Here is an 11680-nt window from a genome sequence, read left to right as displayed (position 1 = left end):
CTCAGCCCGCGCCCATCGCGACCGCAATGTGGTAGGTCGCGAACGCGGCCGCATAGGCGAGCGCGAACATGTAGAAGAAGGTGACGGCCATCCAGCGCCAGCTGCCGGTTTCTCGGCGGATGACGGCGAGGGTCGAGGCGCATTGCGGGGCGAAGATGTACCAGGCGAGCAGCGCCAGTGCCGTGGCGAGGCTCCATTTGCTGGCCAGCACCTGTCCGATCTGCTCGGCGGCCTCCTTGCCGCCTTCGATCGCATAGACGGTGCCGAGCGCGGCGACTGCGACTTCGCGGGCGGCCATGCCGGGCACCAGCGCCACCGCGATCTGCCAGTTGAAGCCGACCGGCGAGAGCAGGGGGGCGATCGCCTGGCCGATCATCGCCGCGAGGCTGTAATTGATCGCGGGCTCGGTCGCCCCCTCCGGCGGCTGCGGGAACGACGCCAGGAACCAGATCAGCACCATCATCGCGAAGATCGTGGTGCCGGCGCGCTGCAAGAACATCTTGGCGCGGGTGTAGACGCCGATCGCGATGCTGCGCAACCGCGGCATCTTGTAGTCCGGCAGCTCCAGCATGAACGGCGCCGGCTGGTAGTCGCGCATCAGGAAGAACTTCACCAGGAACGACACCAGCAGCGCGCTGATGATCCCGGCGGCGTAGAGCCCGAACATCACCAGGCCCTGCAGGTTGACCAGGCCCCACACCTTGGTCGGCGGGATGAAGGCCGAGATGATCAGCGTATAGACCGGGATCCGCGCCGAGCAGGTCATCAACGGCGCGATCAGGATCGTGGTGAGCCGGTCGCGGCGGTTATCGATCACGCGCGTCGCCATGATGCCGGGAATGGCGCAGGCAAAGCTCGAGAGCAGCGGGATGAAGGCGCGGCCATGCAGCCCGGCGCCGCCCATGATGCGGTCCATCAGGAACGCCGCGCGCGCCATGTAGCCGAAATCTTCCAAGAGCAGGATGAACAGGAAGATGATGATGATCTGCGGCAGGAACACGATGACGCTGCCGACGCCGGAGATCACCCCGTTCTGCAGGAAGCTCTGCAGCAGGCCTTCGGGAAGCTCGTCGTGAACGAGCTGGCCGAGCGCGTCAAAAGCCGCCGACAGCACCTGCATCAGCGGCTGGGCCCAGGCGAACACCCCCTGAAACATCACGAACAGGATCGCCAGCAGGATCAGCAGGCCGCCGACCGGATGCAGCGCGATGGCATCGATCCGGGCGGTCCAGGTATCGGGCCGCTCGGGCAAGCTGACCGTCTCTGCGATGATACGGTCGGCCTCGCGCTGGGTGGCGCGCAGCTCCGGGACCGTGAGAGGACGCCAGGTGTTGGCGCGCTCTCCGGTGGCCGCGGCCGCCCGGGCGAGGAGCTCGTCGGTCAGCCGCAGCAGGTCGTCGGTGCCGCCCTTGCGCACGGCGATCGACGTCACCACCGGCACGCCCAGCGCTAGCGACAGGGCGGGGACGTCGACCGTGACGCCGCGCCGCTTGGCGATGTCGAACATGTTGAGCACGAGCGCCAGCGGCCGGCCGGTGCTCTTGAGCTCGAGCAGGAGTCGGATCGTCAATCTGAGGTTGGTGGAGTCGGCGACGCACAACACCAGATCGGGCAGGACCTCGCCGGTGGCACGTCCCAGCACGAAATCCCTGGTGATTTCCTCGTCAGGGCTGCGACCGCGCAAGGAATAGGTGCCGGGCAGGTCGACCAGCGAGACCTGGCGGCCCTGCGGGGTGACGAAGGCGCCCTCTTTGCGCTCGACCGTGACCCCAGGATAGTTCGCGACCTTCTGGCGGCTTCCCGTCAGCGCGTTGAACAGCGAGGTCTTGCCGCTGTTGGGCGTACCCACCAGGGCCAGATGCAGCAGAGGGCTTTCCATGACGACGCTTTCCGCGCGGCCTATGCCACGATGACGGCCATGGCCTCGCGCCGGCGGACCGCGACGGTGATGTTGTCGACACGCACGGCGATCGGATCGCGCCCGACGATCCCCTCATGCAGAATTTCGACCCGGGCGCCCTCGACGAAGCCCAGTTCGATCAGCCGGCTCTCCAATTCGACGTCCGGCAGGGACGAGCTCGCGCCGCCCGCAGCCAGATGCTGGATTGTTCCGGTATAGCCTCGCCGGGCGAGACCGAGCGGCTGAGGCGGCCTTGTATCGCAGATTTCGCTCATAGCCTGTATTTTCAATCGCGTGCCAAGAGGTCAAGCGCGGCATGTTAAATGCCGCTGCATCTTAGAGCGATTTTAAACAGGCCGGGCGGACCGCCGTCTGATCTGCCTCAAGGAGCCGCGGCGGCTGCCGTGTGCCGGGCGTCCACCGCCGCCTTCGGCTCGAGGCCGGAAGAAGCTGCGGCGCGGCTCTTGAAGTGGTCGAGCACGAACAGCCGGATCGCCGAGGACAGGTTGCCCTGCTGGCGATTGTTGTCGATCTCTCCGACCAGCTCGGACAAGGTCATGTTACGGAGACCCGAAATCTCCTTCATGCCGTTCCAGAAGGCCTCTTCGAGGCTGACGCTGGTCTTGTGGCCAGCAACCACGATTGAACGTTTTACGACGGGCGACTTCATCACGCGTCCTCGCCATTGATACGATGTTGATCGAGTAATTCGTTCGCGCGCTTGTCGCGTTGCGCGTCATTTGCGCGTTCGGACTTCGTCCTGCCGAAGCGAGCGCGGTTGCTTTCGGCGACCTTCGCTGCTTCATCGCGCTCCACGCGCTTTCTGAAACGTTTCAAGTTGATGACATCACCCATGCTTGCTCCAATCATCTAAGCCATCGACGTCGTGACGAGAGCATGCGCATTGCGCGGATGAGCCCAGGCGTTCTCCAGACAATCACGTCATCGCTCCCTGATAGTTCGAGGGCCAGTCGCGTCGTTGCGAGCGGGATTTGTTTACTCACCAAACGCAGCAGAACTTGTAGTCGAGAGTATCCTTTAGGGGTTAACGGCGAGAATTGCATCACCCCCCGTAGTACTACGGGACTACCGTCAGGGTCGTCCGGGCCTCGTCATCTTCTCGGGTTGCACGAGGCGGTCGAATTCGTCCTCAGACACGAAACCGAGCCTTAAAGCTTCCTCTTTCAGCGTCGTGCCGTGCTGATGCGCTGATTTGGCGACCTTGGCCGCATTGTCGTAGCCGATCTTCGGCGCAAGCGCCGTCACCAGCATCAGCGAGCGCTGCATCAGCTCTCGAATCCGATTCTCGTCGGCGCGAATTCCCGTCACGCAATGTTCGCTGAATGAACGCGCTGAATCACCTAGTAATTGTACGGACTGCATCATGCAATGTGCGAGCAATGGCTTGTAGACGTTCAGTTCGAAATGCCCCTGGCTGCCGGCCATGGTGATCGCCGTGTGATTGCCGAACACCTGGCAGCACACCATCGTGAGTGCTTCGCACTGCGTCGGGTTCACCTTGCCCGGCATGATCGAGGAGCCGGGCTCGTTCTCCGGCAGGATCAATTCCCCCAATCCCGAGCGGGGGCCCGATCCGAGAAAGCGGATGTCGTTCGCGATCTTGAACAGGCCGGTGGCCGCCGCGTTGAGCGCGCCATGTACGTACACATAGGCGTCGTTGGACGCGAGCGCTTCGAATTTGTTGGCGGCGCTGGTGAAGGGCCAGCCGGTGATGTCGGCAACATGCTTGGCGAACAGCTTCGCGAATTTCGGATCCGCGTTCAGGCCGGTGCCCACGGCGGTGCCGCCTTGGGCCAGCGGCAAGAGATCTCGCGCCGCCGTCTCGATTCTTGCGATCGCGCTCTCGACCTGCGCGGCGTAGCCGGAGAACTCCTGGCCAAGCGTGAGCGGCGTGGCGTCCTGGGTGTGGGTGCGGCCGATCTTGACGATGTCCGCGAACGCGTCCTGCTTGGCGCGCAACGCCGCCAGCAGCTCCGACAGCGCCGGCACCAGATGGCCCGAGATCGCCCGTGCCGCGGCGATGTGCATCGCGGTGGGGAAGGAGTCGTTGGACGACTGGCTCATGTTGACGTGATCGTTCGGATGCACGGGCTTCTTGGTCCCGCGTTCGCCCCCGAGCAGTTCGCTGGCGCGGTTGGCGATCACCTCGTTGAGGTTCATGTTGCTCTGGGTGCCCGAGCCGGTCTGCCAGACGACCAGCGGAAAGTGGTCGTCGAGCTTGCCGTCGATGACCTCCTGCGCCGCTTGGACGATGGCGTCCGCCATGCGCGGCTCGAGCAGTCCGAGCTCGCGATTGGTCTGCGCCGCGGCCATCTTCACGAGCGCGAGCGCGCGCACGATGCCGATTGGCATGCGGTCGTGGCCGATGCGGAAATTCTGCCGGCTGCGCTCGGTCTGCGCGCCCCAATAGCGGTCGGCGGCGACCTCGATCGGGCCGAAGCTGTCGGTCTCCGTGCGCGTCGATCCGTGCGATGATGAACTAGCTGAATGTGCCATGAAGCATGCCCGTCATTGGTTGCGAACCGGCGTCGACCGGTTCGAGCATGCTTCAATCTAGTGATCCGACCGTCGTTCCGCGCGGGGCGAATGCGCCTACTTCTTGCGGAAACGGTCCAGACGCACGACTTCGGCGCCTTCTCCTGGCGTGGCCGGCGGCAGCGGCTTGTCGTCGCCGGCTTCGGCCGGCGTCGCAGGCAACGGACCGGCAATGGCCGATGGCGCCGGCGCGGCCGGCAGTTTCGGCGCGGCCGGCGTCTCGGCAATCGCCTCCGACGGCTCGAACTGCAGTCCGAATTGTACGGACGGATCGAAGAAGCTCTTGATGGCGTGGAACGGCACCACGAGGCGCTCAGGGATGCCGCCGAACGACAGGCCGACTTCGAACCGATCCTCCGAAACCACCAGATCCCAGAACTGGTGTTGCAGGATGATCGTCATCTCCTCCGGATATTGCGCCAGCAGCCGCGGCGACAGCTTCACGCCCTCGGCCTTGGACACGAATGTGATGAAGAAATGATGCTCGCCTGGGAGTCCATGGGCGGCAGCGTCGCTCAGCACCCGGCGCAGCACCCCGCGCAACGCGTCGCGCGCCAGCACATCGTATCGAATATGATCCGTCGCCATGATCGGTCCTGTGTCGTGTAGGGCTGCGCCCGACGCTTCGGGCGGCCGCGCCCGGCAAGGCAGCAGCATTCCCGACTCGCGTCAATCACATCGTACCCGGCATCGGCGCTGAGGTCAGCAGCCATGCCGGTCGATCGCCAGATATGGGAACGGGTAGAAGCTGGCGGAAGTCCGGTCAACGAAGGAATGAATCGAAGCCGCGCCAAAAAGCTGGGGACAGCACGGCCCTGAAGCGGAGATGGGTTAAAGCGGAGACAGGTTAAAGCGGAGGAACGTGAAAGTGGAGGCTTCTGTTGCCAGGTGCCTCCGAACCCCGCCTAACGGAGCTTAACCCGTTAGGACTTTAAGGTGGTCTTTCAAACTGCGTTACGCAGCCTGAGCAACCGGAGCAAAGTTGTCGTTGGCAACTATTGCAGTAGCCCGATAACGGCGGAACAATACCGGGAAAAAGCTCGCCCTTTACGCCCTCGTCGATCCTATTTCGCCCCCGCCAAAACCCATCTGTCGATGGGCTTTGGTGGAGGCGCCGGGTACCGCCCCCGGGTCCGAATGGTTTATTTCGACGGCGATTTATTTCCATAGCCGGCAAGCCGGCAGGTTCTATATAGGCCCCCGGCCGGCGGATGCACAGGGCCGAAACGCCGCGGCACGCGACAAAAATGTGGGCGGCTGCCGGGAACCCTCTGGTTCAACCTTGGCATTCTGGTTTTTGTCCTCCTACAGTGCGGCATGCCTTCCGAAGTTGCGCGGGTTGCCTCTCCCGCGGCCGACATCGCCAAACACCCGCCCAACCTTCGCACGCTCTTCTTCGCATTCGCGAAAATGTCGCTGTCGGGCTTTGGGGGCGTGCTGGTGTTCGCCAGGCGTGCAATCGTCGATGAGCATCGCTGGATGACGGCGGAGGAGTTCAACGCGACCTTCGCGCTCTGCCATTTCCTGCCCGGACCCAACATCGTGAATTTCTCCGTGGTGTTCGGCGCGCGGTTGCGCGGTGTCCCCGGCGCACTCGCTGCCTTTGCCGGCCTGCTCGGGCCTCCGATGCTGCTGATCACCTCTCTCGGCGCCATCTACGGTCATTTTGGACAAGCCGACACGTGGCGACGGGGGCTTGCTGGCGTGTCCTGCGTGGCCGTGGGCCTGCTGGCGTCGGTGGTGTTTCGCATGATCTCGCCGCTCCTGAAGAAGATCGACCTGGCGGGCCTCGTCGTCGTGGCCGGCGTGTTCGTGGCGATCGGGTTGGCGCGCCTGCCGCTTCAGGAGGTTCTGCTGGTGGCCGTGCCGCTCAGCCTTGCCGTCACCTATGCCAAGACGCGGCGGGCACGATGAGCGGGGACGACAATCCGCTGTTCCAGCTGTTCTGGACCTTTGCGTTGATCTCGCTGTTTGCGGTTGGCGGCGCAGTGGCGGCGATTCCCGAACTGCAACGTGTTGCAGTCGAGGCCCGGCACTGGATGACGGACAAACAGTTCGCCGATCTGTTCGCACTCTCGCAATTGTCGCCCGGGCCCAACGTTCTGATCGTCACCCTGATCGGCTATTCGGTTGCAGGCGTGGCAGGTGCGGCGGTCGCGACGATCGCGATGTGCGGTCCCACCGCCGTGCTCTCCTATTTTGTCAGCCGCTGGCTCTCGAATGCGCGGGATGCGCGCTGGCCCGCCATTCTGCAGGCGACGCTGGTGCCGCTGTCGATCGGCTTGATGGCGGCGAGCGCATGGATTCTCGGTCAGGCTTCCGACCAGACGTGGCGGGCGTTCGCGCTGACGGTCCTTGCCGCAGTCGTTGCATCTATGACGCGACTCAATCCGCTCTGGCTGCTCGCCGCGGGCGGCTGTCTTGGTTTTGCTGGCCTTCTCTAGGGAAAGTCGCTAGGCAAAATAGAAGCGCGACCGGTTTGCTCCGGGCCGCCGAACGAAAACAGTGCCGGCCATCAAGGCCGATCGGGGAGGGCGAGGCATGGCCGAGACCACGGGCCAATTGTCGGGCGAAACGGCGGGCATGCCGGCTGCCCGCAGCGCAACCGGCGCATCGATCATTCTGGTCCTTGCCTTCGCGCCACAGATCATCGAACTGCTGATCGCCTTGGCTGGTCTCGTGGCGCCACTATCCGGACGCGGTCCGCTGCAGGTCATTGCGGCCCATGCGTCGGCCTTGTCAATGGCGATCCCGAGCCTGGCGCAGCAATATGCCGCAAGCGGCAAGACCTCGCTGTCTTCCGATATTCTGCTGGCTCTCATCTACACCTATCCGCTGATCGCGGTCGCGGTGTTCACATTCATGGTACGTCCACGCGCGCCGCAGGACTATTTCGGCGGCGTCGTGCTGATGGCGATCGCGCTGTTCGCGCTGTGGGCCTCCAGCGATCTGCAGGGCATGCGCGGCTTCTCGTTCGGTGCCGGAACTGCGCCGCGGATGTTCGGTCTGCTGCTGCTGGGGCTCGGAGCTGCCGTGGCCGTGATCGGCGTCGTGAGTGAAGGCGCGCAGCTTGCGACCTATCACTGGCGCGGACCGCTGTTCGTCTCGCTCGCGATCCTGACCTTCGCCGTCTCCATTCGCCCGCTCGGACTATTGGTCACGGGGCTTGCAAGCTTCCTGATCGCGGCGATCGGCAGCCCCGAGACGCGCTGGCGCGAGGCCCTGATCGTCGGCATCTGCCTGACCGGCGGCTGCGCGCTGCTGTTCCCCTACGTGCTGGGGTTGCCGATGCCGCTGTTGCCGCGTTTCCTTTTGCAGTGAGGGCGTGATGGATCTGTTTGCAAATCTCGCCCACGGTTTCGCCGTCGCGTTGTCGCCGATCAATCTGCTGATGTGCCTGATCGGCGCGCTGGTCGGCACGCTGGTCGGCGTTCTCCCGGGCATCGGGACCATCGCCACCGTCGCGATGTTGCTGCCGATCACCTTCGGCCTGCCGCCGGTCGGCGCGCTGATCATGCTGGCCGGCATCTACTACGGCGCCCAGTATGGCGGCTCGACGACGTCGATCCTGGTCAACATTCCTGGCGAGGCGACGTCGGTGGTAACCGCGCTCGACGGCTTCCAGATGGCGAAGCAGGGCCGTGCCGGTCCGGCGCTGGCGATTGCCGCGATCGGCTCATTCTTCGCCGGCTGCGTTGCCACCGTGCTGATTGCGATCCTCGGCGCGCCGTTGACCAAGCTCGCGCTGGCGTTCGGCCCAGCCGAGTATTTCTCGCTGATGGTGCTGGGCCTGATCTTCGCAGTCGTGCTGGCGAAGGGCTCGGTGCTGAAGGCGATCGCAATGATCGTGCTCGGCCTGCTGCTGTCGATGGTCGGCTCGGACATCGAGACCGGCGTCTCGCGCATGGCCTTCAATATTCCCGAGCTCGCCGACGGCCTGGGCTTTGCCACCGTCGCGATGGGCGTGTTCGGATTTGCCGAGATCATCCGCAATCTCGATGCCGGCGCGGAGATGGACCGCGACCTCGTGCAGAAGAAGATCACCGGCCTGATGCCGACCCGGAAGGATCTGAAAGACTCCACGCCGGCGATCCTGCGCGGCACGGTGCTCGGCTCGATCCTCGGCATCCTGCCGGGCGGCGGTGCGGTGATCGCCTCGTTCGCGGCCTATACGCTGGAGAAGAAGCTCGCGCGAGATCCGTCGCGGTTCGGTCGCGGTGCGATCGAGGGCGTCGCGGCGCCGGAGAGCGCCAACAATGCGGCGGCCCAAACCTCCTTCATTCCGCTGCTGACGCTCGGCATTCCGCCGAATGCGGTCATGGCGCTGATGGTCGGCGCGATGACCATCCACGGCATCGTGCCGGGCCCGCAGGTGATGCAGAAGCAGCCCGACCTGGTCTGGGGCATGATCGCCTCGATGTGGATCGGCAATCTCATGCTGATCATCATCAACCTGCCGCTGGTCGGCATCTGGGTGCGGCTCTTGCGCGTGCCGTACCGGCTGATGTTCCCGTCGATCGTGATCTTCTGCGCGATCGGGATCTACTCCGTCAACAACGCGCCGGTCGATGTCATCCTGGCGGGCGCGTTTGGCCTCGTCGGCTACTGGCTGATCAAGCATGATTTCGAGCCGGCGCCGCTGCTGCTCGGCATGGTGCTGGGGCCGCTGATGGAGGAGAACCTGCGCCGCGCGCTGTTGATCTCGCGCGGCGACTGGTCGGTGTTCCTGACGCGGCCGCTGTCCGCCGTGCTGCTCGCGATTGCCGCGGGGCTGCTGGTGCTGGCGGTGCTGCCGACGCTGCGCCGCAAGCGCGACGAGGTTTTCGTGGAAAGCGAAGGCTGACCTCGCGGGCCAGCTCAACGCCGCCGCTGCCCAGGCGCTCGACGACGAGGGCGTCCGCAAGCGCCTGCTTGAGTTCGATAGCGTCATTCCCGGTGCTGCGGACCGCACGCCGGAAGCGCTGGCGGCGCTGGTGAAGGCGGAAATCATCAAATGGACCGCGGTGCTCAAGCCGGCGAGCTAGCGCGAGACGACCATCGAGGCGGAAGGGGCAGGGCGAAACGGACGGTTCCGCCCTTGTCATTTGCGGCGGCGGCCGACAATTTTCGGGGTATAATTGGCGACCGGGCCGAGTCGAGGCTAGGGCCGGGCGGTTCCTGCCGTTAAATTCGCCGCCTTCTGCGAAAGGCCGCCAGCGCGCACCATGCACCAGTATCACGACCTGCTCGAACGCATCCTGTCCGACGGTGCCGAGAAACACGACCGCACCGGCACCGGCACGCTGTCGGTGTTCGGCCACCAGATGCGCTTCAACCTTGCGGCCGGCTTTCCGCTGGTGACCACCAAGCGGCTGCCGCTGAAGGCGATCGTGCACGAGCTGCTGTGGTTCCTGAAGGGCGACACCAACATCAAATACCTTCACGACAACGGCGTCACCATCTGGGACGAGTGGGCCGATGCCAATGGCGATCTCGGCCCCGTCTACGGCTATCAGTGGCGCTCGTGGCCGACGCCGGACGGCGGCCATATCGACCAGATCGGAGGCGTGATCGACATGATCAGGCGCAATCCGGATTCGCGCCGGCTGATCGTGACCGCCTGGAATCCAGCCGACGTCGACAAGATGGCGCTGCCGCCGTGTCATTGCCTGTTCCAGTTCTACGTCGTGAACGGCAAATTGTCGTGCCAGCTCTATCAGCGCTCGGCCGACGTGTTCCTCGGCGTGCCCTTCAACATCGCCTCCTACGCGCTGCTGACGATGATGGTGGCGCAGGTGACGGGATTGAAGCCCGGCGAATTCGTGCACTCCTTCGGCGACGTGCATCTCTATTCCAACCACATCGAGCAGGCGCGGCTGCAACTCACCCGCGCGCCCCGTCCGCTGCCGACCATGACGCTCAATCCGGACGTCAAGGACATCTTCGGCTTCCGCTACGAGGACTTCGCGCTCGCCGGCTACGATCCGCATCCGCATATCAAGGCCGAGGTCGCGGTCTGACGCATGCCACTGTCGATCCGCAGCGCCCGGCCTGACGACATCGGAAGCGTGTTCGCGCTGATCCGGGAGCTCGCCGACTACGAGAAGCTCTCGCACGAGGTTTCAGCCAGCGAGGCGGACATCGCCGCGGCGCTGTTCTGCGCGCATCCCACGCTGTTCTGCGACATCGCCGAGTGGAACGGCGAGGTCGCGGGCTTTGCGGTCTGGTTCGTCAATTTCTCCACCTTCGCCGGAAAGCCCGGCATCTATCTCGAGGACCTGTTCGTTCGCCCCGCGTTTCGCCGCAACGGCATCGGCCAGGCGCTGCTCGGCCATCTCGCTCGCACCTGTGTCGAGCGCAACTGGGCGCGGCTGCAATGGTCGGTGCTCGACTGGAACGCGCCGTCGATCACCTTCTACAAGTCGCTCGGTGCCGAGCTGATGGACGACTGGAAGCTCTGCAAGGTCATGGGCGAGGCGCTCGCTCAGCTCGCGGAGAGGGCGCCGTGATCGAGATCGTGCTGATCGTCGCAGTCGCCGACAACGGCATCATCGGCGCCGCCGGTGCGATCCCGTGGCGGCAGAAGAGTGACATGCAGCGCTTCAAGGCGATGACCATGGGCCGCCCGATCGTGATGGGCCGCAAGACCTTCATCTCGTTTCCGCGCCGGCCGCTGCCGGGCCGCACCAACATCGTCGTCACCCGCGATGCCGAGTTTCGCGCGCCGGGCGCGATCGTGACCCATACCGTCGATGAAGCGCTCGGCATCGCGCGTGGTGATGCGCTGCGGCGTTCAGCCGCGGAGATCGCGGTTATCGGAGGCACCGAGCTCTTTGCTGCGACGATGCCGATCGCCGACCGGTTGGAGATCACCGAGGTGCATGCGAGCCCGCCGGGCGATACCGTGTTTCCGGCGATCGACGCGGCGCAATGGGAGGAGGTGGCGCGGGAGCGCCATGCCTCGGGGCCTGACGATCAGGCCGAATTCTCCTACGTCACCTATCGCCGGCGGCGGTGAGCGTTTGCCGGTGGGACCGGCGCGACGGCCGTTCAAGACCGTCCGTTAATGATGAAGTCGCGTTGTTTGGCCGCGTGGCGGATTTGAGGCCGCGGCAAACCGGCGCTTCCGGCCCTGTTTACATTGACAAAACCCGGTTCGGGCTTAGCTGGAGCGCTACGTTGTAAGGGGCGGGGCCGTCCCTTATAACCCGGCGACCGTCGGGGCCGGCGTTGGTGCACACTCAG

Annotated in this window: 13 protein-coding genes, 1 other RNA gene and 1 pseudogene; 8 read left to right on the top strand and 7 right to left on the bottom strand. The window is 64.7% G+C overall.

All coding sequences use genetic code 11. From position 1 onward, the window contains the following. Nucleotide 1: 1 nt before the first annotated feature. The 7 genes from feoB to ssrA all read right to left on the bottom strand — a co-directional run bounded on the left by feoB (nt 2) and on the right by ssrA (nt 5678). On the bottom strand, nt 2-1879 hold the full coding sequence (gene feoB, locus QX126_RS00790) for a ferrous iron transport protein B (protein ID WP_315736861.1): 1878 nt from the start codon (nt 1877-1879) through the stop codon (nt 2-4). 20 nt (nt 1880-1899) lie between these two features. Continuing rightward, a complete protein-coding gene (locus QX126_RS00785) occupies nt 1900-2175 on the bottom strand; it encodes a ferrous iron transport protein A (protein WP_315713372.1) in 276 nt (91 codons plus the stop codon). Nucleotides 2176-2282: 107 nt separating this feature from the next. Next, the gene (locus QX126_RS00780) at nt 2283-2570 is read right to left on the bottom strand and encodes a ribbon-helix-helix domain-containing protein (protein WP_315736862.1); all 288 of its coding nucleotides are present in this window, start codon (nt 2568-2570) and stop codon (nt 2283-2285) included. Then, nucleotides 2570-2755, bottom strand: coding sequence for a DUF4169 family protein (locus QX126_RS00775; protein WP_315736863.1), 186 nt, complete (start codon nt 2753-2755; stop codon nt 2570-2572). Before QX126_RS00775 ends, QX126_RS00780 begins: the two co-directional genes overlap by 1 nt. A 237-nt stretch (nt 2756-2992) precedes the next feature. Then, the gene (fumC, locus tag QX126_RS00770) at nt 2993-4417 is read right to left on the bottom strand and encodes a class II fumarate hydratase (RefSeq protein WP_315778716.1); all 1425 of its coding nucleotides are present in this window, start codon (nt 4415-4417) and stop codon (nt 2993-2995) included. Nucleotides 4418-4513: 96 nt separating this feature from the next. Further along, nucleotides 4514-5044 (bottom strand): SspB family protein, encoded by a 531-nt coding sequence (locus tag QX126_RS00765; RefSeq protein WP_315778714.1) that lies wholly within the window; start codon nt 5042-5044, stop codon nt 4514-4516. A gap of 279 nt (nt 5045-5323) precedes the next feature. Further along, nucleotides 5324-5678, bottom strand: a transfer-messenger RNA (tmRNA) gene (gene ssrA / locus QX126_RS00760). A gap of 95 nt (nt 5679-5773) precedes the next feature. On the opposite strand from ssrA, the gene QX126_RS00755 reads away from it, so the two are divergent. The 8 genes and pseudogenes from QX126_RS00755 to QX126_RS00720 all read left to right on the top strand — a co-directional run bounded on the left by QX126_RS00755 (nt 5774) and on the right by QX126_RS00720 (nt 11453). Next, nucleotides 5774-6370: a chromate transporter gene (locus QX126_RS00755; protein ID WP_315778712.1), complete on the top strand. Its 597-nt coding sequence runs from the start codon at nt 5774-5776 to the stop codon at nt 6368-6370. Further along, nucleotides 6367-6900: a chromate transporter gene (locus tag QX126_RS00750; protein ID WP_315778710.1), complete on the top strand. Its 534-nt coding sequence runs from the start codon at nt 6367-6369 to the stop codon at nt 6898-6900. The genes QX126_RS00755 and QX126_RS00750 overlap by 4 nt, the downstream gene beginning before the upstream one ends. Nucleotides 6901-6997: 97 nt before the next feature. Beyond that, entirely contained in the window at nt 6998-7777 is a 780-nt protein-coding gene (locus QX126_RS00745; RefSeq protein ID WP_315778709.1) for a tripartite tricarboxylate transporter TctB family protein, read from the top strand. A gap of 7 nt (nt 7778-7784) precedes the next feature. Continuing rightward, entirely contained in the window at nt 7785-9299 is a 1515-nt protein-coding gene (locus QX126_RS00740; protein WP_315778707.1) for a tripartite tricarboxylate transporter permease, read from the top strand. 1 nt (nt 9300) lies between these two features. Continuing rightward, a pseudogene (locus QX126_RS00735) lies at nt 9301-9480 on the top strand (tripartite tricarboxylate transporter substrate binding protein BugD); the annotation flags it as partial. Between the two features lie 180 nt (nt 9481-9660). Continuing rightward, on the top strand, nt 9661-10455 hold the full coding sequence (locus QX126_RS00730) for a thymidylate synthase (RefSeq protein WP_315736873.1): 795 nt from the start codon (nt 9661-9663) through the stop codon (nt 10453-10455). Nucleotides 10456-10458: 3 nt separating this feature from the next. Further along, nucleotides 10459-10944, top strand: a complete 486-nt coding sequence (locus QX126_RS00725) for a GNAT family N-acetyltransferase (RefSeq protein WP_315736874.1) — start codon at nt 10459-10461, stop codon at nt 10942-10944. After that, nucleotides 10941-11453 (top strand): dihydrofolate reductase, encoded by a 513-nt coding sequence (locus tag QX126_RS00720; protein ID WP_315778705.1) that lies wholly within the window; start codon nt 10941-10943, stop codon nt 11451-11453. The genes QX126_RS00725 and QX126_RS00720 overlap by 4 nt, the downstream gene beginning before the upstream one ends. Nucleotides 11454-11680: the final 227 nt, after the last annotated feature.

It is taken from the genome of Bradyrhizobium sp. SZCCHNPS1003, from assembly GCF_032381555.1.
GTDB lineage: Bacteria > Pseudomonadota > Alphaproteobacteria > Rhizobiales > Xanthobacteraceae > Bradyrhizobium.
Note: the sequence above shows the minus strand (reverse complement) of the source record. Positions and strands in the feature narration are given on the sequence as shown.